We start from the raw sequence: 24,995 nt of genomic DNA on the forward strand, positions 1-24,995 counted from the left end.
GGCGCACGCGATCTTAACGGCGAACCGGGCCCGGCACCGGGGCCCGTTCGACACCCGCCGATCGGCCCGGCGGCCGGGTCATGCCGCCGCCACTCAGGGTCACCGTAACCCCGGTGACCCACCGGGTTCCGGCTCAGTCCGGCAAGCGGGGCAACACGCTGGTGGCGTCCTCGACCGGCTGGGCCGGCGGCGCCCCGTACACGTTGCCGGCCGGGCGGGGCGGCGTCGCGCCGCCGTACACCGTCGGGGCCGGCCCGGGCGTGCCCGAGCGGTAGGTGGTGCTGGTGCGGGGCAGCGGGACCGGCGGCTGGTCGGCGGCCGGGCCGCCGTCCGTCCGGTCCGTGCGGCTGCGGCGCACCAGCAGGACGATGAGTGCGGCGCCGACGAGTACCAGCGCGATGCCGAACCACATGATGAGGGAACCTCCGGAGGACGAGTCGTCGTCGGCGGCGCCGGCGGCCGGGTCGACGGCGGCGACCACCGGCGACGTGCTGGCCGTCTCGGCCGCCGTGGAGGCGGCCGCGCTGGGCGTGGGGGTCGGCGAAGGCTTGCGGGAGGGCGTCGGGCTCGGGCTCGGCGTACGCTCCGCGCCCACCAGCCGGGCCGACCGGCCGGCCCGGCCGAGCACCTGGCCGTTCGCGGCGCTCGCCTCACCCGCGAGTTCCAGCCGACCGCCGACGGCACCGGCCAGGAACGTCACCCGGTAGCGCACGGTGGCGCCCTTGCCCTTGCAGAGCGGTCGGTCGACCGGCGCCACCTGACCGGTGGTGATGACACCACCGCCACCGCCATCGGCCACCGGCACCGCCACCCAACGGCCGGCGGTCGCCACCTGCACCCGGACCTGGTCCGCGCGCAGGCCGTCCAGCCTCAGCCCGAGCACGGTGCGCAGCTGCACACACCCCTCGGTGCGCTTGCGCACCTCGATCGCCACCGCGCCCGCCGACCCGCCGGCGGTGAAGCTGCCCGCCGAGCGCAGCCCGACCCGGTCGCCCTCGGCCATCGCCGGGGACGCCGGGGCGGCCACCAGGCCACCCAGCAACGCGCCGACCGTGACCCAGCGTGCCGCGTGCCGCCTCACCGACATCTCCACCTCACCGTTTCCGCCCCGGACGGGATCCGCCGGTCAGGTTACTACCGGGCCACCCGCACCCCTGCTCATCGAACGCTCGACATGTGCGCCGCGACACGCGAACGCCGTCAGCCCGGGTCACCACCCGCCGCGAGCGCCCGCCGGCAGAGCCGGTCAGCCGTCCGGGTGGTTTCCGGCAGCCGAAAGCGAGGCGTCAGACCCAGTACCCGCTCGACCGCCTCGTCCAACCCGATGCGGTGCCCGACGCTGACGAAGACCGGACGGACCCCGTCCTGCGTACGCAGCACCCGCCCGACCTCCTCGTCCCCGTCACGCAGCGCAGCCCAGTCGCCACGCCGGGGGCCGGGCCCGGTCCACGAGCCGACCAGTGGCGTCTTGCCCACGCCGATCGCCGGCAGCCCGGTCACCAGACCCAGGTGGCAGGCCAGCCCGAACCGGCGCGGATGCGCCACCCCGTGCCCGTCGCAGACCAGCAGCTCGGGGCAGACGGTCAGCCGGTCCAGCGCCGCCAGCAACGCCGGCATCTCGCGGAACGCGAACAGCCCCGGCACGTACGGGAAGGCCGGCCGGCCCACGTGCACCGCCTCGTCCACCACGTCGAGACCGACGGCGTCCAGCACCGTGACGGCCGCCGCGAGCCGGTCACCGCTCTGCGCGTACGCGACGTCCAGCCCGGCCACCGTCGCGGGCGCGCTCGGACCGGGCCCGACCAGCTCGACCCGGGACCGCAACTCCTCCTGTACGCGTCGCGCCTCCGCCACGTCGGCCGGCGGCCGGCGGCCGGTACGGCACCGTCACGACCGCTCGGCGTCCCCGCCCGTCGCGGCGCTCGCGATGGTGGGGTCGGCACCGGGGTCACCGGCCCGCTGGAGCTGCTCCTCGAACATCACGAAGGTCCGCCGCCGAATGCCCCGGATGAGCGCCGCCTCGTCCGGTGTGTACGCGCGCCGCTCGGCGACGGCCTGCTCCTCGATCGCCCGCACGGTCTCGTAGAGCGCGAAGACCGGTCCGTCGCCTTTCAGGCTCAGACCTCGCTCTTCTTCGACTCGCTGCACGAATCGGCCAGCCGACCGGACGAAGATCTCGCCTCCCATGGCGTAGGCGATCTCGTCGATGATGTCGTTGGCCCGCTGCCAACCACCCGTCCCGCGATCCAACCGCCACGCGGCCAGGCCACCCTCCGTGGTAGGCAGGATCTTCACCGGGGTGTCGTAGTAGTCGTAGTAGCCGGCGAGGCTGAGTCCGTCCGCCGCTTCCGTCATTGCTGCCCGCCGCTCAGGGTTGATTGAAGTGCGGCCCAGAAGTGATCGCGTTGACGCCGAACGATGCCCTTCCGGATCGCTGTTTCCGCGACAGAGAGGCTACGGCCCTGACTCCGGGACACCGCCTCCAGGTCACGGGACACCTCGAACAGGGAATGCTCCCATTCCGCCACCTGATCCAGTGCGCCCAACTGCAACCGGAACTCACCGATATGGCCGGTAGAGGTTCGCACCAAGAACTGGATATCTCGATATCCACTGTCCTGAGGTTTACGGAACCGGTCCTCGAATCTCGCCACCCGGAGATGTGGATTGGTGCAGAGACTCGCGAGCCCGGCGTAGAGATCGTCCACCGCCTGGTACGAAACTCTGCCCGCAGCAAGATCACGGAGACGATCGGCCTGCCCGCCGTTGCGCGCGATCTTGTCTTCGGCTCGGGCACGATCCTTCGGCCCAGGTCGTGGCTTGTACTCGGCCCCGTTGGTCGAGAGACCAGCCAGCTCACGACCAAGCGCGTCGAGTTCGCTCTGCGCGATCACCGCATCCCGATACAACTGATCCAGGTAAGACCTCCGGTAAGCCAGGTCACCGGATCGGGCCTTGTCGAATCCGGGCTGGAGGGCCAACGGGCGATCGCCCTCGAATTGCAGGCTCACCCCGATCTGTTCTCGGGTGAGCGGGGTGGGCTCAACAGCAGGTGTGGGAGCCGAGGCGACTGCCTTCCCGCCGCGATCCCGGATCTCCTGGAGCACGTCGCCGAGTACGTCGATGGCCTCCTGGTGGCTGGCCAGGTGGTGCAGGGTCACCGGTCTGGCCGTCAGGGAGTTGGCGAGTTCCGGAGTCGCCAGGATCATCCGGACCAGGTCGGGCCGTTCCGCGAGCTGCCGCACCAGCGTCTCGGCCAGCAACTCCTCGCGCCGAGGCGGCGCCTCCCAGCTCTGGTCGAGCATCCGCTGGACGCGCGGGTCGGTGAACAGCCGCTTCAGGTCACCGGCTGCGCTCTCATCCATGCCCGGCACGAGCCGTCGCAGTGTCGGCCCGTCGGCGTGCTGCGCCAACTCGACCGGCGTCACCCCGGCGGCGAAGGCGTCGTCCAGGCTGCCGCTCGTCGCCAGCGCGTCGCGCACGTAGAGCCCGGAGGCGATCCGGGCCGCGTGCGCCTCGCGGTGCGCCCCGCGTACCTGTTCCGGTTTCGGTTCGACCGGCGGCGCGCTGCCCGGGAGTGAAGTGCCCGGCGGGCGGTGGAACGTGGTCGACTCACCGAGCAGGTGGACGCGGTTGAAGTCCGGCACGGTCCCGACGTACTGGGGTGGCGGGTCCGGGAGTCGGGGCGGCGCCGGACGGTGCAGTGGCTCGGGCAGCACGTTGAAGTTGCCGGGCGGCCGGCCCGCGAGCGGCATCGGGCGGCCGTCCGGGCCGAGGACCAGGGCGTCCACGTCCACCACGTTGCCGGCGAACGGTACCCCGCTGTGGCGGTAGAGCGGCTGGTCCGCCACCGTCCCGCTCTGCGGATCGAGGTAGAGGACCGTGCCGTTCTGGTTCAGCGCCACCCAGGCGTGCGAGCCACCACCCTCGAAGCTGGTGATGAGGAAGGCGTAACTGCCGTGGCCGCCCGACGCCAGTTGGGCGTGCAGGTCGCGGTAGCCGCGCTCGACCAGCCTCCGCCGGTCGTCGCCGTCGACCCCGGACCGATCGGGCGCGCACAGGTCCTGGAACCGCCCGCCGGTCGTCTCCTCGACCCGCAGCGGACCGTCCACCTCACCGCCGACCGGCCGGCGGACGTCGCCCGCCAGGTAGCCGTCGAAGGTACGCGGCGCGGCGACACGCGGCCGGCCGTGCATCCACGTCTCGAAGAACGACAGCGTGCAGTCGAGGCAGTTGATGCCCCGGGTGGCGTCGGCGGCCGGACCGCCGTCGTTCGCCAGCCGGAACCACCCGCCGCGCCGGGGGTCGGCGGCCCGGACCACGCTGCCGTCCGGGTTGCGGGGCATCTGCCGTTCGAGGTCGGTCTGGTGCAGCGCGAGCGGCGGCCGGAGTCCACCACGGCGACCGTAGGGGCGCGAGCGGTCGACGGGTGGTGGATGGCCGTGGCCGCTGAGCGCGGATTCGTCGGCCGTCTCCACCGCACCGAGCGCCAGGTCGGCCACGTCGTCGTTGATCCGGTAGAAGTCGAGGTCGTCCTCGACCATCACCCGTTCCGGCACGACCCTCCCGGCGAGGACGCGCCTCGCCTCGTCACGCAGCTCGGACGCCTCCAGGCCGGCCTCGTGCGCTTCGCGGTGCCACCGTTCGGCGGCCAGCGTCCGCCCCGCTCGGCGCAGCTCAGTAGCCTGCGCCGCCCAGTCACTTGCCCGTTCCTCGTGGTAGTCGGCGCGTTCGTGGAGCCAGTCCGCCCGGGTCTGTCGTCGGCGGTCCTCGAACCAGTCCCGCTGGGACCGCAGATAGCCGCGGTAGCGGCGTCGCTCGAATGCCTCCCGGTCGGCCGCCAGACGCTCGGCCCGTTCTCGAAGCGCATCGTCGTTCGGCGAGGGAGAGTGCTGCGGATGAAAGATGTTGGGCGACGGGCTCGGCGAGGTCGCGGGGGACAGTGTCTCGAGCAGCGGGAAGCGAGTATTCGGTACGGGACGCACGTCCGGATCGGGTGTTGCCGACCCTGACGCCGGTGGTGGTGGCGGATGAGCCGGGGCGACGGTCAGCGAGCCTGATCGCACAGTGCCGACCCCCGGCGATGCTCGGTCCGGCGACTGCGGCACCGTCGAGTGCCAAGCGTCCGTGACCGAGGTGCCCAGCGTCGCCGGCGCAGCCGCCGCTGGGTGCATCGGGGCCGGCTGATGTGGAACCCCGGTGTCTGGGGTGCCGGGCGCGAGGGTTGCGCCCCCTCGGAGGTCGGCCGGGACGGCCAGGGAGGTGGCGGGCGCCTCGACGGTCACCGAGGACAGGGTCGGGGTGCTCGCGACCGCAGCGGGTGCCGGGCCGGTGGTCACCGTAGTGGAACCGGCGCTCTCCGCGGTGGGCAGCGCTGAGGCGATCATCTCCGGCGTCGGTCGCGCCGGGTCCACTGGAGACGGGTGATGCGTCGCGGTCAGGGCGTCGGCCACCGGCATGGCGGCTGATGGGGCGGCGGCGAGATCCGCCCGAGTCTCACCGGCCACCGGCACACCAGTCTGGACGGGCGAGGGCGGCTCGGGCGGTCGCTGCGTCGGGACGAGCGCGGCCGGATCGGTGCCGGGCGGCACGTCCAGGCCGACCGGCGGAGCCGTGAGGCCGCCGAGCTTCCCGTCGAGCCGGTGGTGCAGCGCCGTGTCGGCCTGCCCGGTGGCGGACCCGCTCACACCTGACGCCGCGGCGCGGGCCAGGTCCTCCAGTGACGGGCCCTGGCCGGTGGCCAGCCCTGCCGCAGTCTCCGCGAGGCTCTCGCCGGCCATCTCCCGCCCGAGGTGCTCGCCGATCCGGGCGAACCGTCCGCTCGCGTGCCGGCCGAGGCCGGCGAGGGGCGCGGCCGCGCCACCGGCGAAACCACCGAGCCCCGACGCGCCCACGTCGGTCAGGTCGAGGCCGTCCCGGCGACCGGTGGAGTTCTGGTAGGCCTGGGTGGCCAGGCTGGTGCCGGCCTCCTGCCCGGCCTCCACCAGCCCGCCGAGCACCGCCTTGCGGGCGAGCCCACGGGCGCCGCTCTTGACGACCTCCTTGGCGGCCCGCTCGCCCGCCTCCTTCAGACCTTCCCGGATCGCCTTGCGGGCCAGTTGGGCCACCAACCGTTTGAAGATCTGCTGCACCGCGACCCGGGTGGCGGCGATCGCGGCCCCGGCCGCCGGTGACGCCGTGCCCAGGGTCAGCACGGTGACCACCACGAGGGACAGCAGCTCCACGACTAGGATGCCCAGCTCGATCCAGGCCTCCAGCTTCGCGCCCTCGATGTCGCAGCCGCAGGAGTCGACCAACCGCCCCAACTCGTCGGTGGCCGCCACCAGGACGTGCAGCGGGGCGTCCTCGCCCCCGGCCACCTTGTCCCACGCCGTGTCGAACGCATGCGCCACCAGGCCGACCCCGCCGTACCCGCTCTTCACCTCGCCGGCGGCGGTCACGGCGTCGTCGCGCGGGCCGACCAGGACGCCGGCCACGCCGTACCACTGGTCGGCCAGGTCCCAGACGGCGCGCTCGTTGCCCTCGGGCCATTCCACGCCGACCACCCAGTCGAGGGCCTCGTAGATCCAGCCGGGCACGTCCCAGGGGCAGTAGTCGAGCGGATGCGGGATCGGGCTGGGCAGCAAGCTCACGCGCGGATCCTCCGGTGGTCAGCGCCAGGGCCGATGCGGGTTGTGCCGTTGGTGCGGGATCTGCCCGAGGTCACGGGCATTGCCCAGGTCCGTCTCGACGGTCGCGGTGACCGAGCGGACCACGTCGGAGCCGATCCCTTCGAGCGACCGGCCGAGCAGCTCCCAGGCCCGCAGCAGCGTCTCGGCGTAGCCCTGGTAGTGCTTGTCGAACGCGGCGCCGATGTCGTCCCGCCCCCACGGCCGTTGCGCGCCGGCCGCAGCGATCGGATCACCGGTCTCCCGCCGCGCCCCGGTCACCGCCCGGCCGGTCACGGCCAGGTCGGCGCCACCGCGCCGGGCCCGGTCCGGGTCCAGCCAGATCTCGTCCCCGGCCACCGGGTCACTCGCCACGCGAGGTGACGGCGTCGGCCCGGCCCAGCAACGCGCCGAAGTCATGGGTACGCAGGAACTCGACCGACGGTGAGCCGGGCGGCAGATAGCCGGAGACCAGTTCACGGGTGGCGGTGCCCGCGGCGGCGTTGGCCCGCAACACGGTCTCGGTGATCTTCCGACTCAACGCCCGGGCGTCGCGGTCGTGGAACACGGCCGGGGTGACCTCGACGCTGATCAGCTCGCCGCGCGCACCGACCACCGCGGTGACCTGGCCGTCGTCGGAGCTTTCGGTCACCCGCAGCTCGGCCAGCCTGGTCTGGAGCTCGTCCAGCCCGGACCGCAGGCGCTGGTACTGGCCGTACACCTCGTCGAACCGCGCGCGCAGTGCACGGTTCGCATCCCGGTCCGCACTCTCAGCCACCGCCGCTCCCCTTCCGTCACCGTGGGTAGGGCCGACCATACCGGGTGCCACGAAATCCATGGGGTCCGGTAATTTCAGGTGGTGATCGAGCGACAGCAGGCCGAGCAGATCGCCTCCGTGTGGGCCCGGCGGGACTCCGACCGTCTCGGTTTCCCCTGCACCCCAGTGGTCGAGGAGTTCGACCTGGGTTACGTGATCGTGTCCACCGTGTCCACCGGGGCCCGCGCCCTGCCCGGCGACCTGCCGACCACGGTCATCGACAAGGAGACCGGCGAGGTGTCCACCTGGCCCCGGATCCCGGCGGACGCGGTCGAGCAGATGTACCGGCAACGCCGCCCGACCCAACCGCGCGCGGCCCGCACCGTCGACCCGGCCGGGCAACTGCTCCGCGAGCTGACCCGGCTGCCGACTCCCGGCGCCGCGGCCCACCTCACGCTCGACGGCCAACTGCACGTGGCGCAGGGGGCCAAGGGCGACGTCGAGCTGCGCCACCATCCGCTCGTGCGGTCCTACCTGGACGAACTACCCACCGGCCATCTGGTCCGGGGCGGTGAGCGGCACGCCGAGATGATCGTCGTCTCCGACGCGCTGCACGAGCACGACCACCGACGGGCCACCGACGGGCTCGCACCGCTGACCTTCGAGGAGGCACGCGAGCTGCTGGGGACGAGCCGCATCGAATTCTTCCGCATTCGCGAGTCCGGCGACCCGGCCGGCGGACCGGCTGAACTTCGCTGCGAGTCGTGCATCAGATTTCTCGTGCACTTCGACGTGCTCCCGTGGCCCGAACTGGCCTATGCCGAGGCGTGGCACCCGGAGCCCCAGACGCCGCCCGATCCCGACCGGTTCCCCGCCGAGGTCGCGAACGCGCTCGTGGTCGCCGGCTGGCGACCGCACTTCGGGGACGAGGTGTCGGCTGCCACCTCCGTACGGAAGGTCACCGAGGTCAGCGGCATCCAGCACGGCCACGCTTCCTTCCCGGCCGCCCTGTCGACACTCACCGCCTTCCCCGGCCTGGTCAGTGCTCGTCAAGGTCCCGGCGAAGCGGTGTGGATCTCGCGCTTCGAGGTGCGACCGCGGAAGGTCGCGCACACCGCCGACACCCTCGCCGACTTCGGCGCGGTCCTGGGCACCCGCCTCTTCCCGTTGGGCAGCGAACGCCAGGAGAGCATCCTCGCGGTCGACGAGCACGGCCGGGTCTTCGTCCTCGACCAGGCCGGCGAGTGGTTCCTCGGCGCCGACATCGACGCCGCCCTCACCACCCTGCTGCTCGGCCGCGCCCCCGCCCGGGTACGCGACGACGGCACCTGGTGACCGGCCCTACAACTCCACCCCGGTGAGCACCGTGACGCGCTGCTCGGTGTAGTCCTCCATGGCGCTGCGCAGCCCTTCCCGCCCGACGCCCGATCCCTTCACCCCGCCGTACGGCATCTGGTCGGCCCGGTAGGACGGCACGTCGCCGACGATCACGCCGCCGACCTCCAGCGTGCGGGCGGCGGCGAACGCCACGTCGAGGCGGTGGGTGAAGACGCCGGCCTGCAGCCCGTACGCGGAGTCGTTGACCGCGGCGAACGCGGCCCGGTCGTCCGCGACCGGTGCGACCACCAGCACCGGCCCGAACACCTCCTCGGCGCAGACCTTGGCGTCGGCGGGCACCCCGCTGAGCACGGTCGGTGGAAAGGTCGCGCCGTCGCGCCGGCCGCCGACCTCGATGGTGGCCCCGGCGGCGGCCGCCTCGTGCACCCAGGTCTCGACGCGTTGCGCCGCCTCGACGGAGACCATCGGGCCGACGTCTGTCGATTCGGCGCGGGGGTCGCCGGTGCGCAGTTCCTCGACCGCCGCGACGAGCCGGGGCAGGAAGCCGTCGTAGAGCCATTCGTGCACGTAGACCCGCTGCACCGCGATGCACGACTGCCCGGCCTGGTAGTTCGAGAACGTGGCGATGCGGTGCGCTGCGAACGTCAGGTCCTCGTCCGACGACCAGTCGGCGCAGATCACCGCCGCCGCGTTGCCGCCCAGTTCCAGGGTGACGTGCTTGTCCCAGGCGGCCCGGCGGACGGCGGCGCCGACCGGCCCGGAGCCGGTGAACGACACCACCGGCAGCCGCGGGTCGGCGACCAGCTCGGCGGCGCGTTCGTTGGGCAGCGGCAGCACGGAGAACATGCCCTCGGGCAGGTCGGTCTCGGCGAGGATCTCGCCGAGCAGCAGCGCGGTGAGCGGGGTGGCCGGGGCCGGCTTGACCACGACGGGGGCGCCGACGGCGAGCGCCGGGGCGACCTTGTGGGCGACCAGGTTGAGCGGGAAGTTGAACGGGGTGATGCCGAGCACCGGCCCGCGCGGCACCCGCCGGACCAGGGCGATCCGCCCGGTCGCGGCCGGGTCGGTGTCGAGGCGTTGCAGGTCGCCGGAGAAGCGGCGGGCCTCCTCGGCGGCCCAGCGGAACACCGAGGTCGCGCGCCCGACCTCGGCCTTCGCCCACTTGACCGGCTTGCCGTTCTCGGCGGTGATCAGCGCCGCGACCTCGTCGGCGCGTTCGGCGAGCCGCCGGGTGACGTGGTCCAGGGCCGCCGCGCGGACGTGCGCGGGCAGGGCCGCGGCCGCCGCGGCCACCCGGGCGGCGCCGGCGACGGCGGCCTCGACCTGCTCGGTCGTGGCGAGCGTGGTACGCCCCACCGCCTGCCCGTCGTACGGGTGGGTGACGGTCAACTCCCCCTCGCCGTGGGCGGGGCGGCCGGCGACATAGAAAGCTCTCGGCTCCACGTCCGGCAGCGTAGACCAGAGACGCCCACGCGGAAACAGTTGCCCAAACCCTTGTCTGCCTCGGATTCAGTAGCCAAGATGGCAGTCAGATTGCGAGAACCTCCGCTTACCTTCCACCCGGCCACCCTCTCGGAGACTTGACATGAGCGACCAGCAGCAGCTGCGCAACTTCGTCAACGGCGAGTACGTCGACCCGGTGGACGGCGGCTACGCCGATCTGGTCGACCCGTGCACCGGCGAGGTCTTCGCCCGGGCGCCGGTGTCCGGGCCGGCGGACGTGGACGCGGCGATGACGGCCGCCGCCAGCGCGTTCGAGAGCTGGCGGGACGCCACCCCGGCCGAGCGGCAGCGGGCGATGCTGAAGTTCGCCGACGCGGTGGAGGCGCGGGCCGCCGAGCTGGTCGACGCCGAGGTGCGCAACACCGGCAAGCCCCGGCAGCTCACCACCGACGAGGAGCTGCCGCCGGCCGTGGACGAGCTGCGGTTCTTCGCCGGCGCGGCGCGCCTGCTGGAAGGGCGTTCGGCCGGGGAGTACCTGGCCGGCCACACGTCATATGTGCGGCGGGAGCCGATCGGCGTCTGCGCGCAGGTGACCCCCTGGAACTACCCGCTGATGATGGCGGTCTGGAAGATCGCCCCGGCCCTCGCCGCCGGCAACACGGTGGTGCTGAAGCCGTCGGACACCACGCCGGTGTCGACGCTGCTGCTGGCCGAGATCGCCGCCGAGCACCTGCCGCCCGGCGTGTTCAACGTGGTCTGCGGCGACCGCGACACCGGTCGTACGCTGGTCTCCCACCCCACCCCGCAGCTGGTGTCGATCACCGGCTCGACCCGGGCGGGCATGGAGGTCGCGGCCGCGGCGGCGCCGGACCTGAAGCGGACCCACCTGGAGCTGGGCGGCAAGGCCCCGGTGGTGATCTTCGACGACGCGGACGTCGCGGCGGCGGCCGAGGCGATCGCGGTCGGCGGCTACTTCAACGCCGGTCAGGACTGCACCGCCGCCACCCGGGTGCTCACCGGCCCCGGCATCCACGACGACTTCGTCGCCGCGCTCACCGAGCAGGCCCGCAACACCCGCACCGGTGGTCCGGACGACGCGGACGTGCTCTACGGCCCGCTGAACAACGCCAACCAGCTCGCCCGGGTCAGCGGCTTCGTGGACCGCCTGCCCGACCACGCGGACGTCACCACCGGCGGCGCCCGGATCGGCGAGCGCGGCTTCTTCTACGCCCCGACCGTGGTCTCCGGCGTCCGGCAGGCCGACGAGATCATCCAGGACGAGGTGTTCGGGCCGGTGATCACGGTGCAGCGGTTCTCCGACGAGGAGGAGGCGGTGCGCTGGGCCAACGGCGTCGAGTACGGCCTCTCCGCCTCGGTCTGGACCCGCGACCACGGCCGGGCCATGCGGATGACCCGCCGTCTCGACTTCGGCTGCGTCTGGGTGAACACCCACATCCCGTTCGTCTCGGAGATGCCGCACGGCGGCTTCAAGCACTCCGGCCACGGCAAGGACCTGTCGGTCTACAGCCTGGAGGACTACACCCGGGTCAAGCACGTCATGCACCACATCGAGGCCTGGTGAGCGCGAGGAGTGAGCCGGTTTTGCGAGCCCCGCAGTCGCGAACGAAAGAAGGCTGAGATCTCATGCCTTCCAGCGAGGAGCTGCACAAGCGACGCGGGTCTGCCGTGGCCCGGGGCGTGGGCAGCGTCGTCGACGCGTACGTCGACCGGGCGAGCGGCGGCACGCTGACCGACGTGGACGGCCGGGAGTGGATCGACTTCGCCGCCGGCATCGCGGTCACCAACGTCGGCAACTCCGCCCCGAAGGTGGTCGAGGCGGTCCGCGCCCAGGTCGAGCGGTTCACCCACACCTGCTTCATGGTCGCGCCGTACGAGTCGTACGTGGCGGTCTGCGAGCAGCTCAACGCGGTGACGCCGGGCGGCTTCGAGAAGCGGTCGGCGTTGTTCAACTCCGGCGCCGAGGCGGTGGAGAACGCGATCAAGATCGCCCGGCACGCCACCGGTCGGTCCGCCGTGGTGGTGTTCGACCACGCCTACCACGGCCGGACCAACCTGACGATGGCGTTGACCGCGAAGAACATGCCGTACAAGCACCGGTTCGGGCCGTTCGCCGGTGAGATCTACCGGGTGCCGATGTCGTACCCGTTGCGCGACGGCGGGCTCGACGGGGCGACCGCCGCGGCCCGGTCGATCGAGATGGTCGAGAAGCAGGTGGGCGCGGAGAACGTGGCCGCGTTGCTGATCGAGCCGATCCAGGGTGAGGGCGGCTTCGTCGTACCCGCGGAGGGGTTCCTGCCGGCGCTGCGCGAGTGGGCGACGGCGGCCGGGGCGGTCTTCGTCGCCGACGAGATCCAGACCGGTTTCTGCCGCACCGGCGACTGGTTCGCCTGCCAGCACGAGGGCGTCGAGCCCGACCTGGTCACGCTGGCCAAGGGCATGGCCGGCGGGCTGCCGCTGGCGGCGGTGACCGGGCGGGCCGACCTGATGGACGCCGTGCACGTCGGCGGCCTCGGCGGCACGTACGGCGGCAACCCGATCGCCTGCGCCGCCGCGCTCGCGGCGATCGCCACCATGCACGAGCTGGACCTGGCCGCCGCCGCCCGGCGGATCGGCGCGGCGATGGGCGAACGGCTGCGGGTGATCGCCGCCCGCGACCCGCGGGTCGCCGAGGTACGCGGCCGGGGCGCGATGCTCGCCGTGGAGATCGTGCAGCCGGGCGGGATCGTCCCCGATCCGGTGGCCACGGCGGCGCTCTCGGCGGCCTGCCACGCGGCCGGGCTGCTCACCCTGACCTGCGGCACCTACGGTAACGTGCTGCGTTTCCTGCCCCCGCTGGTGATCTCCGACGGCGAGCTGGGCCGGGGCCTCGACATCCTTGAGGCCGCCTTCGGCCGACCCCGGTCGGCCCCCTGATCGTGGAACACCACGGGCGTAGATCCCCCCAGGTTTCGCCCGTGGTGTTCCACCCCTTCGGCCTCAGCGCAGCAGTTGGACCACGTTGCGGCGGACCAGGTTCTTGCCCGGTTCGCGGATCGCGTCCATGGCCGCGGAGTTGAGCAGCACGCAACTGCCCGACGGCCCGGTCACCGTCACGGTCACCACCCGGTTGTTGTCCAGGTTCGTCACCCGCAGCCGGGTGCCCACCGGGAACTGCCCGCTGGTGGCGGCCGGCGCCCCGCCCTCGGCGGAGAACGTGACCGGCCCGGTGCAGACGCTGCCGCCGATCGGCTGGGCGTTGCCCGGCCGGGTCTCGACGGGCTGCGCGCCCCCGGGGGCCGGGGCGGCGCCGTCGAGGCGTTCCACCACGTTGCGGCGGATGACGTTCTTGCCCGGCTCCCGGACCAGGTCCATGGCGGCGGCGTTGAGCAGCACGCAGCTGCCCGACGGCCCGACCACGGTCACCGTGGTCGCCTTGTTGTTGTCCAGGTTCGTCACCCGCAGCCGGGTGCCCGCCGGGAACCGGTCGCTGGTGGCCGCCGGCCCTCCGCCCTCGGCCGAGAAGGTCACCGACCCGGCACAGACCGACTTTCCGGCCGGCGCGGTCTCGGCGAATCCCATTCCGGTGCCCACCGAGACGACCACCGTGGCGGCCACCGCCACGGTTGCCGCCAGCACGTGCTTACGCTGCACCCTCACGTTCACTCCCGTCGTCGGTGTCCCTCGACGCCTGATACGGATGCCAGGGCCGGACCGTTCAGCCGGCCCGCGTGTCAAGCGGGGCCCCCGCCTGTACCAGATGCGTTAAGCGGGGCCCCTTCCTTGCCCCTACCATGGGTGGAAGGAGGTCGGTTGGTGGCTGACCCTTGGCTCGCTCTGGAGTTCGGCGCGGATCCGGCGGAGCGGATCGCGCAGGTCGGCGCCGCCCACGAGGCGTTCCTCACCGCGGGCGCCACCACCGGCCGGGTCCGCGACGTGGTCCGCCGGTCCTGGGAACGCTCCGCGCGGCTCGACCCGGAGGCCACCGCGCCGGTCGACCTCACCGACGACGCGCTGGACAGCTACCGTGCCGCGCACCCGCTGGCCCGGGTGCTGCCGCTCTTCCGCGACCTGCTCGGCGGCATCGCGCAGGACGGCGCGCACCTGATGGCGGTCTGCGACGCCGGCGGGCGGCTGCTCTGGGTGGAGGGCCACCCGGGCGTGCTCCGGCACGCCGAGCGGATGAACTTCGTGCCGGGCGCCAGGTGGGACGAGGCGAACGCCGGGACCAACGCGCCGGGCACCGCCCTCGCGGTCGACCACAGTGTGCAGATCTTCGCCACCGAGCACTTCGTCCGGCCGGTGCAGCGTTGGACCTGCGCCGCCGCCCCGATCCACGACCCGGCCACCGGCCTGGTGCTCGGCGCCGTCGACATCACCGGCGGCGACCACCTGGCCAGCCCGCAGAGCCTCGCCCTGGTCCGGGCCACCGCCCGCGCCGCCGAGGCGTTCCTGGCCGCCGCGACGCCCGCCGCCCCGGGGGTGCCACATGTGGCCGCACTCGGCCGCGACGAGGCGGAGCTGCGCGTCGGCGGTCGGCAGGTCCGGCTCGGCCGCCGGCACAGCGAGCTGCTGGTGCTGCTCGTCGACCACCCGGAGGGGCGCACCGGCGAGCAGCTCGGCCTCGACCTCTACGGCGACGACCGGTTGCACCCGGTCACGCTGCGCGCCGAGCTGTCCCGGCTGCGCCGCGCGCTCGGTCCGGACCTGCTCGACTCCCGCCCCTACCGGCTGCGCGGGCCGGTGCGCGCCGACTTCCGCACCGTCACCGAGCTGTTGGAGCGGGGCGACCCGGCAGCGGCGCTGCGCGCGTACCCCGGGCCCCTGCTGCCCGGGTCGGACGCGCCGGGGGTGGCGCGGCTGCGCCGGCTGGTCGACGGCCAGGTGCGCGCGGCGGTGCTGGCAAGCGCGGACCCGGGCCTGCTCGCGACCTGGACCGCGACGCCCGCCGGCGCCGACGACCTCACCGCCTGGCAGGCGCTGGCCCGGGCGTTGCCGCCGGGCGCGCCGCGCCGGCCGCTCGCCGTGGCGCGGGTTCGCCAGCTCGCCGAGGAGTACGCGCTGCCGCGCGCAACGTTGCTGCAACGTCGCGGAAACTAGCGTCCCGCCATCCACCCCTGAACGGACGGCGGAGGTACCCGTGACGCGCTACGACGCCCCCACCCACTGGCAGTACCGCTACGACCACTACATCGGCGGCGAGTACGTGAAGCCGCACGGTGGGAAGTACTTCGAGAACCCGACCCCGGTGACCGGGCAGACCTTCTGCGAGGTGGCCCGCGGCACCGCCGAGGACGTGGAGAAGGCGCTCGACGCGGCGCACGGCGCGGCGGACGCGTGGGGCCGCACCCCGGTGGCCGAGCGGTCGCTGATCCTGAACCGGATCGCCGACCGGATGCAGGACAACCTGGAGTCCCTCGCGATCGCCGAGACGTGGGAGAACGGCAAGCCGGTACGCGAGACGCTGGCCGCCGACATCCCGCTCGCGATCGACCACTTCCGCTACTTCGCCGGCGCGGTCCGGGCGCAGGAGGGCTCGCTCGGCGAGCTCGACGACGACACCGTGGCCTACCACTTCCACGAGCCGCTGGGCGTGGTCGGGCAGATCATCCCGTGGAACTTCCCGATCCTGATGGCGGTCTGGAAGCTCGCCCCGGCGCTCGCCGCCGGCAACGCGGTGGTGCTCAAGCCGGCCGAGCAGACGCCCGCCTCGATCCACTATCTGCTCTCGCTGATCGGCGACCTGCTGCCGCCGGGCGTGTTGAACGTGGTCAACGGCTTCGGGGTGGAGGCCGGCAAGCCGCTGGCGTCCTCGCCGAGGGTGGCCAAGGTGGCGTTCACCGGCGAGACCACCACCGGGCGGCTGATCATGCAGTACGCCAGCGAGAACATCAGACCGGTCACGCTGGAGCTGGGCGGCAAGAGCCCGAACCTGTTCTTCGACGACGTCAGCGCCGCCTCCGACGACTTCCTGGACAAGGCGCTCGAAGGTTTCACCATGTTCGCCCTCAACCAGGGCGAGGTGTGCACCTGCCCGTCCCGGGCGCTCATCCAGCAGGGGCACTATTCCGACTTCCTGGCCGCCGCCGTGGACCGGACCCGGCAGGTCACGCAGGGGCACCCGCTGGACACCGACACCATGATCGGCGCGCAGGCGTCCAACGACCAGCTCGAGAAGATCCTGTCCTACCTGGACATCGGGCGGCAGGAGGGCGCGAAGGTGCTCACCGGCGGCGAGCGGGCCGACCTGGGCGGCGAGCTGGCCGGCGGCTACTACGTGCAGCCGACCATCTTCGAGGGCGACAACTCGATGCGGATCTTCCAGGAGGAGATCTTCGGGCCGGTGGTGTCCGTGACCTCCTTCGCCGACCTGGACGACGCCGTGAAGATCGCCAACGACACGCTGTACGGGCTCGGCGCCGGCGTGTGGACCCGGGACATGAACACCGCGTACCGGGCCGGGCGGGCGATCCAGGCGGGCCGGGTCTGGACGAACTGCTACCACGCCTACCCGGCGCACGCCGCGTTCGGCGGTTACAAGCAGTCCGGCATCGGCCGGGAGAACCACAAGATGATGCTGGAGCACTACCAGCAGACCAAGAACCTGCTGGTCAGTTACTCCCCGAAGAAGCTGGGCTTCTTCTGATGGGTGACCCGGTGACCCTGACTCCCGCGGCGGCCGGCCTGCTCCGGTCGCTGCGGGGGCAGCACGGCCCGCTCATGTTCCACCAGTCCGGCGGCTGCTGCGACGGCAGCGCCCCGATGTGCTACCCGGCCGGCGAGTTCCGCACCGGCGGCTCGGACGTGCTGCTCGCCTCGCTGGCCGTCGACGGTGTGCCCGAGCCGGTGGAGTTCTGGATGTCGAAGGCCCAGTGGGAGCTGTGGCAGCACACCCGGCTCACCGTCGACGTGGTGCCCGGCCGGGGCAGCGGATTCTCGCTGGAGGCCCCGGAGGGCGTCCGTTTCCTCATCCGCTCCCGGCTCGCCCGCTGACCTGTCCAAGATCTTGCAGCTCACGGACATCGCGGCGGTGGGATGCTGACGCCGTCCACATCGGAGCCGCGTCCCACCACCGTCCGACAGGAGCCCGCCCATGCGCCCGGTCCGCCCGACCCTGCTCGCCGCCGGCCTCGCCACCGCCGCCACCGCCGCCACGCTCGGGCTCGCGCCGGGTGCCGCCGTCGCCGCCCCGGCGGCCTCGGCCCCGGCCATCTCGGTCGACTGGTTCGGCGCCGCCGACGTCCGCGCCCACACCGCCACCGTGCGCGGCCGGTTCGAGTGCGGCGACGAGCGCGGCCTGGCGTACATCGAGGTGCACCTCGGTCAGCGGTTGCGGCGCACCTCGGTCACGGGCTTCGGGTTCGGCGTGATCGGCGCGTGCACCGACGGGCGTACCGCCGGCACCTGGACCGCCACCGTCCCCGCCGACGCGGGCGCCTTCCGTCCCGGGCGCGCGACGACGACCGCCCGCCTGGTCGTCGAGCCCAACTCCCTCACCGAAACCACCGAGCCCGTTCGCCTGCGGTCCTACTGCCCTCGCCCCTGATCAGGCAATCTGCCGGAGGTCGTCGCCGTAGTCGAAGATGATCCGCAACCGGGCGCCGAGCGCGTTGGCGTACCGGCTCAGCGTGGCCACCTCGTTGACGTCGAGATCGCCGTTCTCGATCTGGCTCACCCGACCCGCCGTGACCCCCATGATCTCGGCCACCTGCCGCTGGGTGAGCCCCAACCGCTTGCGCTCCTCGGCCAGGTGGAAGGCGCTCACCCACGCCTCGGTCCGGGCGCGCTCCTGCTCGTACGCCTCGTCGTCACCGCCGAGCTCGGCGCGGACCTCGTCCCAGTCGTGGAACTCCGTCACGACTCCCCCCTTCGCTCACGCTCATTGTCGAGCCAGGCCTTGTAGGCAATCTCCGCCGCCGGGATGTTTCGCTGGTACCAGCGGCTCCAGTTGCCCGCCTTGTTGCCCGCGACCCGAGCGGGGCCGTAACTCCTTGAGGTTGCGGAGGTTGCTCCCGCGCAACGTATCCACGAGCGGACGCCCCAACCCCGGCCCGACCTCAGCCAGCTTGTCCACTGCCACGCGCACGCTCTCGTACGACGCCGGATCGTCGTGCCGCAGGTCGCGCAGCCAGTGCCGGACTTCGCCGGTGACCCTGACCGACCAACGCTTCCCGTCCGCACCCATGCCTCGACTATAGCTCGGACTAAACCCGACGGACCAGGTTCAGCGCGCGTCGAGGAGGGGTTGGGTGGGGTTCCACGGGGGGCCGCCGGCGGCGTCGCGGCGGCGGCGGGCGATCGCGGACAGGGCCTCCAGCACCACGCGGTTGGCCAGGTAGGCGGTGATGTCGGCGTGGTCGTAGGGCGGCGCGACCTCGACCACGTCCAGGCCGACCACCGGCAGCTCGTAGCAGACCCGGCGGACCGCGTCGAGCAGCTCGCGGGAGGTCAGCCCGCCCGGTTCGGGCGTACCGGTGCCGGGCGCCATGCCGGGGTCCACCACGTCCACGTCGACGGAGAGGAAGACGCCCTCGCACCCGTCGGTCGCGATGCCGAACGCCTCGGTGAGGCAGGTGTCCAGCCCGCGCGCCACGATCTCGGTCATCTCGTAGGAGCGCATCCGCTGCTCCGCCATCCAGGCCAGCGTGTCGGGGCCGGGCCAGTAGCCGCGCAGGCCGATCTGGAGGAAGCGGTCGCCGCGTACCGCGCCGGACTCGATGAGCCGCCGCATCGGCTGGCCGTGCCCGTGCAGCGAGCCGAACTCGAGGTCCCCGGTGTCGGCGTGCGCGTCGAAGTGCACCAACGACACGCGGCCGAGCCCGTGGTGCCGGGCCACCCCGGTGGCGTCCGGCAACGCGATCGAGTGGTCGCCGCCGAGCACCACCGGGATCGCCCCCGCGGCGGCGACCGCGTGCACGGCGGTCTCCAGGGCGGCCAGCGAACGCTCGATGTCGCCGCCGAACATCTCCACGTCCCCGGCGTCGTGGACGCACAGGTCCTTCAGCGCGTCCACGCGCAGCGCCAGGGACGGGCGGGAGCCGTCGTGCGGCAGGTAGCAGGCCTGCCGGATGGCGGACGGGCCGAACCGGGTGCCGGGCCGGTGCGAGGTGCCGCCGTCGAACGGCGCGCCGATCACCACCACGTCGGCGTCGGCGTAGGTGACCGGCTCCTCGACCGTGCACGGCGGCACGCCGAGGAACGTGACGTCCGGTCCGTACATCGGGCCGTACCGGGTCATCGCTCCTCCATCCCCCACGGCGAGCCGTAGCCGGCGAGCAGGTCGAGGAAGGGCGTCGGCGGCAACGCCTCGGGGCCGAGCACACCCGCGCCCGACCAGGCGCCGGTGGCCAGCAGCTCCAGCGCCACGACCGGGTTGACCGCGGTCTGCCAGACCACCGCCTGGTGGCCGTACTCGGCCATCGACCACTCGTTGTCGACCACGTGGTACAGGTAGACCCGGCGGGGCCGGCCGTCCGGCCCGGTGCCGGTGACCCAGGTGCCGGCGCAGGTCTTTCCGCTCATCCGGTCGCCGAGCGTGGCCGGGTCGGGCAGGGCGGCGGCCACCAGGTCGCGCGGCGACACGTCGACGCCGCGCACCCGGACCGGGGCGGTGGAGTCCAGGCCGAGCTTGTGCAGCGTGCGCAGGACCTCGATGAACTCGGCGCCGAGGCCGTACTTGAACGTGACCCGCTTCGCCGAAACCCAGCGCGGGATCAGCAGCACCTCCTCGTGCTCCACGTTGACGCACTCGACCGGGCCGATGCCGGCCGGAAAGTCGAAGACCTCCGGCTCGCTGAACGGTTCGGTGGTGAACCAGCCGCGATCGGCCTCCCAGATCACCGGCGGATTGAGGCACTCCTCGATCGTGGTCCAGATGGAGAACGAGGGGGCGAACCCGTAACCGGCGACGGTGAGGTTCGCGCCGTCGCGTACCCCGATCTCGTCGATCTCGGTGAACAGCTCGTCGGCGGCGTAGCGGGCGAACACGTCGGAGAGGCCGGGTTCGACGCCGATGCCGCAGAGCGCGAGCCGGCCGGCGTCCGCCCACCGCGCCGAGACGGCGAACTGCTCGTCGCCGAGCTTGACCCCGGGCTCGGCGTAGGGGCGCTCGGGGTGCGGTCGGGACAGCGACATGGCCATGTCGAGGTAGTCGGTCCCGGCGGCGAACGCGCCGTCGAAGATCGGCATGACGAAGCGCGGGTCGACCGCGTTGAGCACGTGGGTGATCCGGTGTTCCCGGCAGAGCGCGGTGACCGCGTCGGCGGAGGACGCGTCGACGGTGGCGGCGACGAACCGGTCGCCGTGACCGGCGACCGCCCGGGCGGCGCGCGCCGGGTCGTGGTCGGCGACCACCATGGTCTCGAAGAAGGAGCGGCGGGCGGCGATGGATACGGCGGCGGAGCCGACGCCACCGGCGCCGACGAGCAGGATACGCATCAGGAGTCGAACCCCAGTCCAGAGCGGTCGAGAGTACGGAGCCAGAGGTTGCGCCGCCCGTCCCGCGCGTCGGCACGGGCGAGCGACCAGCGGGTGAGGTTGATGCCGGCGGCCCGGAACGGCTCCGGCGGGAACGGCAGCGGCTTGCGCCGCACCAGGTCGAGGCGGGTCAGCGGGGTGTCCGCGCCGTCGAGCAGGTCGAGCGTCACGCGCGCGCCGAACCGGGTCGCCCCGACACCGAGCCCGGTGTACCCGGCCGCGTACGCCAGCCGCCCCCGGTGCGCGGTGCCGAAGAACGCGCAGAACCGGGTGCAGGTGTCGATCACGCCGCCCCAGCGGTGGCTGAAGCGCAGCCCCTCCAACTGCGGGAAGGTGTGGAAGAAGTGCGCGGCCAGGATGCGGTAGGTGGCCTCCCGCCGCTCCAGCTCGGGGGCCATCCGGTTGCCGTAGTGGTAGACCGCGTCGTAGCCGCCGAACAGGATCCGGTTGTCCGCGGTGAGCCGGTAGTAGTGGAACTGGTTGCCGGTGTCCGCCAGCCCCTGCCGGTTGTGCCAGCCGATCGCGTCCCGCTGGGCCGGGCTCAACGGCTCGGTCATCAGCGCGTAGTCGTAGACCGGCACGGTCCAGGCGCGCAGCCGGCGCAGCAGCGGCGGGAACGCGTTGGTGGCCAGCGCCACCCGGGCGGCCCGCACCGCGCCGGGCGCGGCGTCCGCGCCGCCGGCCGTGGTGGCGCGCAGCGCGGCGCCGTCGGCGGCCAGCCCGGTGACCCGGGTGTGCTCGTGGATCCGGACGCCCAGGCCGAGCGCGGCCCGGCGCAGTCCCCAGGCCAGCTTCGCCGGGTCGAGCAGCGCCGTCCGGTCCCGATCCCACATCCCGCCGAGGTACGTCGGTGAGGCCACCTCGGCGCGTACCTCGTCGCGGTCGAGCAGCCGCACGTCGCGGCCGTACCGGCGGGCCAGCTCGGCGTCGGCGGCGAGCCCGTCGAGCTGGTACGGCTCGACCGCCACCGCCAGTTCCCCGGTGCGCTCGAGGTCGCAGTCGATGCCGTGCCGCGCCACCGTGGCGGCGATCGCGTCCAGGTTCTCCCGGCCGAGCCGTTCCAGCTCGCCGATCTCACCGGGGAACCGCTCGACGCCGTTGGCCAGGCCGTGGGTGAGCGACGCCGCGCAGAACCCGCCGTTGCGCCCGGAGGCCGCCCAGCCGCAGGTGCCGGCGTCCACCAGGAGCACGTCGCGGTCCGGGTCGGCCTCCTTGGCCAGCAGCGCGGTCCACAGCCCGGCGTACCCCCCACCGATCACCAGCAGGTCGGCGGTGTGCGCGCCGGTCAACGAGGGCCGCGGGTCGGGGCGAACCGGGCGGTCCAGCCAGTAGGGGACGGGCGCGGCGTCGGCCAGCGCCCGGCCGGGATGCGGGAGGGTCACGGCTTCCCCGCCGGGGTGGCGATCACCGCGAGGGCGGCCCGACGGGCTCGCCGGCCGCGCAGCGAGCTGGCCCCGACCAGCAGCAGCGCGATCGCGAACATGGCCGTGCCGATGACGTTGACCTGCGGCGGGATGCCCCGCTGGGCGGCGCCCCAGACGTACATCGGGAAGGTGACCGTGGTGCCGGCGTTGAAGTTCGTGATGATGAAGTCGTCGAAGCTGAGCGAGAAGGCGAGCAGCGAGGCGGCCACGATGCCGGGCAGCACCAGCGGCAGCGTGATCCGGCGGAACGTCTGCCACTCGCTGGCGTAGAGGTCCATCGCGGCCTCCTCCAGCCGCCGGTCCATGCCGGCGAGCCGGGCCTTCACGGTGACCACCACGAACGAGACGCAGAACATCACGTGCGCGATGACGATGGTCCAGAAGCCCTGCGGCACCCCGGCGGCGACGAAGAGGGCGAGCAGCGAGGTGCCCATCACCAGTTCCGGGGTGGCCATCGGCAGGAAGATCAGGCCGTTGATCCCGGACCGCCCCCGGAAGCCGTGCCGGACCAGGGCGAACGCCATCAGCGTGCCGAGCACGGTGGAGACCACGGTGGCGATCAGGCCGATCTCCATGCTGCGCACCACCGCGTCGCACATGTCGGCGGTGGCGCAGGGGCGGGCCCAGTTGTCCAGCGTGAACTCGTCGAAGTCGTAGGAGAGCCGGCTGGAGGGGCGGTTGAAGGAGAGCCCGGCGACCACCACGATCGGCAGCGTGAGGTAGCCGAGGACGAGCAGGGCCACGCCCATCACCCACCGGTCGGCGAGCCAGCGCCTGACTTCCGTCACAGGACCTCCTCGGTGCCGGCCTTGCGCAGGTAGGTGAAGACGATCGCCAGGATCGCGGCCATCAGCAGGAACGACAGCGCCGCGCCCTGCGGGTAGTCGAGCCGGACCAGGAACGCCGAGTCGATGACGTTGCCGATCATGTATTCGTTCGGGGTGCCGAGCAGTTCGGCGTTGATGTAGTCGCCGGTGGCCGGGATGAAGAAGAGCAGCGTGCCGGCGATCAGGCCGGGCATCGACAGCGGGAGGGTGACCTTGCCGAACGCGCGCAGCGGGCTCGCGTAGAGGTCGCTCGCCGCCTCCAGCAGCCGGGGATCGAGCCGCTCCAGGCTCGCGTACAGCGGCAGCACCAGGAACGGCAGGAAGTTGTACGTCAGGCCGAGCACCACCGCGACCGGGGTGGCCAGCAGCCGGCCGTCCGGGCCGAGCAGGTGCACGTCACGCAGCAGCCCGACCAGCGCGCCGTTGTCCGACAGGATGGTCTTCCAGGCCAGCGTGCGTACCAGGAAGCTGGTGAACATCGGCGCGACCACGGCCACCAGCAGCAGGTTCTTCCACCGGCCGGCCTTCTGCGCGATCGCGTACGCAAGCGGGTAGCCCATCACCAGCGCGAGCACGAGCGCGATCGCCGAGTAGCGGAAGGACCTGACGAACTGCGGCCAGTACGCCTGCAACGCGTCCGGGTAGTTGCCGACCGCCCAGGTCATCGCGTAGCCGGTGGAGAGCGAGCCGGCCGGGTCGTAGAGGCTGGCCGCGGCGAGCTGGAGCAGCGGCAGCGCGAAGAAGACCAGCAGCCAGGCGGCGCCCGGCAGCAGCAGCAGGTACGGCAGGAGGCGCCGCCGTCTCCGCTCGGGTTCGGGCGCGGCAGGCGTGGTGGGCGGCGCCCCGCCGAGGTGGGCCAGCGCCGTCATGTCGCGGCTTCGAGACGCTGCGGTGGCGCGCCGACATCACCGTCCGCCGGACCGCCGGGCGCTTGGCCGCCGCCGGTGGCTCCGGCCCGGGTGGCGCTGTCCTCGGGGTCGTCGCGGGCGGAGTCGTCGCGGGGCAGGACGAAGGAGTGCCGCGGATGCCAGTGGGCGGTGACCTCGGCGCCGGGCACCAGCCGGGCGTCCGGGTCGCTGTTGGCGGTGAACACCGACATCTCCTGCCCCCAGGGGGTGCGGAGCAGGAACTCGGTGCTCACGCCGGCGTAGCAGATGTCGGTCAGCACGCCGCTGACCGCGTTGCGGCCGTCCGGGACCCGGGTGCGGTCGGCGACCAGTCGCAGCTTCTCCGGCCGTACGCCGAGCCAGACCGGGCCCTGGCGGGACCGGGCCCGGTCGAGCGGGGTGGTGAACCGGGTGCCGTGCCCGGTGACCAGCAGGTCGTCCGTGTCGTGGCCGCTGACCTCGGCCTCGATGAGGTTGGACTGGCCGAGGAAGTTGGCCACGAACGGGCTGGCCGGGTATTCGTAGATGTCGGCGGGCGCGCCGAGCTGCTCGATCCGCCCGGCGTTCATGACCGCGACCGTGTCGGCCATCCACATCGCCTCTTCCTGGTCGTGCGTGACGTGCAGGAAGGTGATGCCGACCTCGGCCTGGATCCGCTTCAGCTCGATCTGCATCTGCCGGCGCAGCTTCAGGTCGAGCGCGCCGAGCGGCTCGTCGAGCAGCAGCATCTGCGGGTGGTTGATGAGCGCCCGGGCCAGCGCCACGCGCTGCTGCTGGCCGCCGGAGAGCTGGGCCGGCCGGCGCCGGCCGTACCCTTCGAGCTGGACCAGCGCGAGCATCCGCTCGACCTGCTCGGCCACCTTGCGGATGCCGCGGCGGCGCAGCCCGAAGGCGACGTTCTCGTGGATGTCGAGGTGCGGGAAGAGCGCGTAGCTCTGGAACACGGTGTTGACCGGCCGCTTGTACGGCCGCAGCCCGGTGATGTCGCGGTCACCGAGCAGCACCCGCCCGCTGGTCGGCGCCTCCAGCCCGGCGATCATCCGCAGCGTGGTGGTCTTGCCGCAGCCGGACGCGCCGAGCAGGGCGAAGAACGAGCCCTGCGGGACGGTGAGGCTGAGGTCGTCGACGGCGGTGAAGACGCCGAACCGCTTGGTGAGGTCGGCCAGTCGCAGATCGCCGGCCGGTGCTTCCTGCGCCAT

23 protein-coding genes are annotated in these 24,995 nt (G+C 72.9%); 7 read left to right on the forward strand and 16 right to left on the reverse strand.

The annotated features are described in order from the left end of the window. Positions 1-133: 133 nt before the first annotated feature. The 6 genes from ACGFI2_RS03170 to ACGFI2_RS03195 form a co-directional block, all read right to left on the reverse strand. Complete coding sequence (locus ACGFI2_RS03170) at positions 134-1,087, reverse strand: hypothetical protein (protein ID WP_393509727.1); 954 nt, start codon at positions 1,085-1,087, stop codon at positions 134-136. Between the two features lie 113 nt (positions 1,088-1,200). Next, positions 1,201-1,854, reverse strand: a complete 654-nt coding sequence (gene nfi / locus ACGFI2_RS03175; RefSeq protein ID WP_393509730.1) for a deoxyribonuclease V — start codon at positions 1,852-1,854, stop codon at positions 1,201-1,203. A 33-nt stretch (positions 1,855-1,887) separates the two neighbouring features. After that, complete coding sequence (locus tag ACGFI2_RS03180) at positions 1,888-2,355, reverse strand: hypothetical protein (protein WP_393509733.1); 468 nt, start codon at positions 2,353-2,355, stop codon at positions 1,888-1,890. Further along, positions 2,352-6,632 carry a toxin glutamine deamidase domain-containing protein gene (locus ACGFI2_RS03185; protein ID WP_393509736.1) on the reverse strand — a complete coding sequence of 1,427 codons (4,281 nt, stop codon included), beginning with the start codon at positions 6,630-6,632 and terminating at the stop codon, positions 2,352-2,354. The genes ACGFI2_RS03180 and ACGFI2_RS03185 overlap by 4 nt, the downstream gene beginning before the upstream one ends. A gap of 18 nt (positions 6,633-6,650) precedes the next feature. Further along, entirely contained in the window at positions 6,651-7,022 is a 372-nt protein-coding gene (locus ACGFI2_RS03190) for a hypothetical protein (protein WP_393509739.1), read from the reverse strand. Next, positions 7,012-7,425, reverse strand: a complete 414-nt coding sequence (locus ACGFI2_RS03195) for a YbaB/EbfC family nucleoid-associated protein (protein ID WP_393509742.1) — start codon at positions 7,423-7,425, stop codon at positions 7,012-7,014. The genes ACGFI2_RS03190 and ACGFI2_RS03195 overlap by 11 nt, the downstream gene beginning before the upstream one ends. Positions 7,426-7,503: 78 nt before the next feature. Between ACGFI2_RS03195 and ACGFI2_RS03200 the strand changes: the two genes are divergently transcribed. Continuing rightward, positions 7,504-8,739: an SUKH-3 domain-containing protein gene (locus tag ACGFI2_RS03200; protein WP_393509745.1), complete on the forward strand. Its 1,236-nt coding sequence runs from the start codon at positions 7,504-7,506 to the stop codon at positions 8,737-8,739. Between the two features lie 6 nt (positions 8,740-8,745). Here ACGFI2_RS03200 and ACGFI2_RS03205 read toward each other — a convergent pair whose 3' ends face one another. Further along, complete coding sequence (locus tag ACGFI2_RS03205) at positions 8,746-10,185, reverse strand: aldehyde dehydrogenase family protein (RefSeq protein WP_393509748.1); 1,440 nt, start codon at positions 10,183-10,185, stop codon at positions 8,746-8,748. A 142-nt stretch (positions 10,186-10,327) separates the two neighbouring features. Here ACGFI2_RS03205 and ACGFI2_RS03210 point away from each other — a divergent pair, with 142 nt between their 5' ends. Then, on the forward strand, positions 10,328-11,767 hold the full coding sequence (locus tag ACGFI2_RS03210; protein WP_393509751.1) for a gamma-aminobutyraldehyde dehydrogenase: 1,440 nt from the start codon (positions 10,328-10,330) through the stop codon (positions 11,765-11,767). A gap of 62 nt (positions 11,768-11,829) precedes the next feature. Then, positions 11,830-13,119 carry a 4-aminobutyrate--2-oxoglutarate transaminase gene (gene gabT / locus ACGFI2_RS03215; protein ID WP_393509754.1) on the forward strand — a complete coding sequence of 430 codons (1,290 nt, stop codon included), beginning with the start codon at positions 11,830-11,832 and terminating at the stop codon, positions 13,117-13,119. 63 nt (positions 13,120-13,182) lie between these two features. Here gabT and ACGFI2_RS03220 read toward each other — a convergent pair whose 3' ends face one another. Next, positions 13,183-13,842 (reverse strand): hypothetical protein, encoded by a 660-nt coding sequence (locus tag ACGFI2_RS03220; RefSeq protein ID WP_393509757.1) that lies wholly within the window; start codon positions 13,840-13,842, stop codon positions 13,183-13,185. 156 nt (positions 13,843-13,998) lie between these two features. On the opposite strand from ACGFI2_RS03220, the gene ACGFI2_RS03225 reads away from it, so the two are divergent. From ACGFI2_RS03225 to ACGFI2_RS03240, 4 genes are all read left to right on the forward strand, one after another. Beyond that, positions 13,999-15,282: a transcriptional regulator gene (locus tag ACGFI2_RS03225; RefSeq protein ID WP_393509760.1), complete on the forward strand. Its 1,284-nt coding sequence runs from the start codon at positions 13,999-14,001 to the stop codon at positions 15,280-15,282. Between the two features lie 40 nt (positions 15,283-15,322). Further along, positions 15,323-16,828: an aldehyde dehydrogenase gene (adh, locus tag ACGFI2_RS03230; protein WP_393509763.1), complete on the forward strand. Its 1,506-nt coding sequence runs from the start codon at positions 15,323-15,325 to the stop codon at positions 16,826-16,828. After that, positions 16,828-17,175, forward strand: coding sequence for a DUF779 domain-containing protein (locus ACGFI2_RS03235; protein WP_393509766.1), 348 nt, complete (start codon positions 16,828-16,830; stop codon positions 17,173-17,175). The genes adh and ACGFI2_RS03235 overlap by 1 nt, the downstream gene beginning before the upstream one ends. A gap of 100 nt (positions 17,176-17,275) precedes the next feature. Continuing rightward, positions 17,276-17,728 (forward strand): hypothetical protein, encoded by a 453-nt coding sequence (locus ACGFI2_RS03240; RefSeq protein WP_393509769.1) that lies wholly within the window; start codon positions 17,276-17,278, stop codon positions 17,726-17,728. On the opposite strand, the gene ACGFI2_RS03245 is transcribed toward ACGFI2_RS03240, so the two are convergent. Genes ACGFI2_RS03245 through ACGFI2_RS03280 form a run of 8 tightly spaced genes read right to left on the reverse strand, consistent with a single transcriptional unit; the run spans position 17,729 to position 24,995 of the window. Beyond that, positions 17,729-18,040, reverse strand: coding sequence for a helix-turn-helix domain-containing protein (locus ACGFI2_RS03245; protein WP_393509772.1), 312 nt, complete (start codon positions 18,038-18,040; stop codon positions 17,729-17,731). Positions 18,041-18,061: 21 nt separating this feature from the next. After that, a complete protein-coding gene (locus ACGFI2_RS03250) occupies positions 18,062-18,367 on the reverse strand; it encodes a hypothetical protein (RefSeq protein WP_393509775.1) in 306 nt (101 codons plus the stop codon). 39 nt (positions 18,368-18,406) lie between these two features. Next, positions 18,407-19,420, reverse strand: coding sequence for an agmatinase (gene speB, locus ACGFI2_RS03255; protein WP_393509777.1), 1,014 nt, complete (start codon positions 19,418-19,420; stop codon positions 18,407-18,409). After that, positions 19,417-20,619, reverse strand: coding sequence for a saccharopine dehydrogenase family protein (locus tag ACGFI2_RS03260; protein WP_393509779.1), 1,203 nt, complete (start codon positions 20,617-20,619; stop codon positions 19,417-19,419). The genes speB and ACGFI2_RS03260 overlap by 4 nt, the downstream gene beginning before the upstream one ends. Next, entirely contained in the window at positions 20,619-22,040 is a 1,422-nt protein-coding gene (locus ACGFI2_RS03265; protein WP_393509782.1) for an NAD(P)/FAD-dependent oxidoreductase, read from the reverse strand. The genes ACGFI2_RS03260 and ACGFI2_RS03265 overlap by 1 nt, the downstream gene beginning before the upstream one ends. Then, positions 22,037-22,870 carry an ABC transporter permease gene (locus tag ACGFI2_RS03270; protein ID WP_393509785.1) on the reverse strand — a complete coding sequence of 278 codons (834 nt, stop codon included), beginning with the start codon at positions 22,868-22,870 and terminating at the stop codon, positions 22,037-22,039. Before ACGFI2_RS03270 ends, ACGFI2_RS03265 begins: the two co-directional genes overlap by 4 nt. Continuing rightward, positions 22,867-23,778: an ABC transporter permease gene (locus tag ACGFI2_RS03275; RefSeq protein WP_393509788.1), complete on the reverse strand. Its 912-nt coding sequence runs from the start codon at positions 23,776-23,778 to the stop codon at positions 22,867-22,869. The genes ACGFI2_RS03270 and ACGFI2_RS03275 overlap by 4 nt, the downstream gene beginning before the upstream one ends. Further along, entirely contained in the window at positions 23,775-24,995 is a 1,221-nt protein-coding gene (locus tag ACGFI2_RS03280; RefSeq protein ID WP_393509791.1) for an ABC transporter ATP-binding protein, read from the reverse strand. Before ACGFI2_RS03280 ends, ACGFI2_RS03275 begins: the two co-directional genes overlap by 4 nt.

The sequence above is a fragment of the Micromonospora sp. NPDC049282 genome (genome assembly GCF_043197045.1).
Classification (GTDB): domain Bacteria; phylum Actinomycetota; class Actinomycetes; order Mycobacteriales; family Micromonosporaceae; genus Micromonospora.

Coding starts and splice junctions, on each gene's coding strand:
- ACGFI2_RS03180 (WP_393509733.1), bottom strand. CDS start 2,355: ATGACGGAAGCGGCGGACGGACTCAGCCTCGCCGGCTACTACGACTAC.
- ACGFI2_RS03235 (WP_393509766.1), top strand. CDS start 16,828: ATGGGTGACCCGGTGACCCTGACTCCCGCGGCGGCCGGCCTGCTCCGG.
- ACGFI2_RS03280 (WP_393509791.1), bottom strand. CDS start 24,995: ATGGCGCAGGAAGCACCGGCCGGCGATCTGCGACTGGCCGACCTCACC.
- ACGFI2_RS03210 (WP_393509751.1), top strand. CDS start 10,328: ATGAGCGACCAGCAGCAGCTGCGCAACTTCGTCAACGGCGAGTACGTC.
- ACGFI2_RS03170 (WP_393509727.1), bottom strand. CDS start 1,087: ATGTCGGTGAGGCGGCACGCGGCACGCTGGGTCACGGTCGGCGCGTTG.
- gabT (WP_393509754.1), top strand. CDS start 11,830: ATGCCTTCCAGCGAGGAGCTGCACAAGCGACGCGGGTCTGCCGTGGCC.
- ACGFI2_RS03240 (WP_393509769.1), top strand. CDS start 17,276: ATGCGCCCGGTCCGCCCGACCCTGCTCGCCGCCGGCCTCGCCACCGCC.
- ACGFI2_RS03275 (WP_393509788.1), bottom strand. CDS start 23,778: ATGACGGCGCTGGCCCACCTCGGCGGGGCGCCGCCCACCACGCCTGCC.
- ACGFI2_RS03260 (WP_393509779.1), bottom strand. CDS start 20,619: ATGCGTATCCTGCTCGTCGGCGCCGGTGGCGTCGGCTCCGCCGCCGTA.
- speB (WP_393509777.1), bottom strand. CDS start 19,420: ATGACCCGGTACGGCCCGATGTACGGACCGGACGTCACGTTCCTCGGC.
- ACGFI2_RS03250 (WP_393509775.1), bottom strand. CDS start 18,367: ATGGGTGCGGACGGGAAGCGTTGGTCGGTCAGGGTCACCGGCGAAGTC.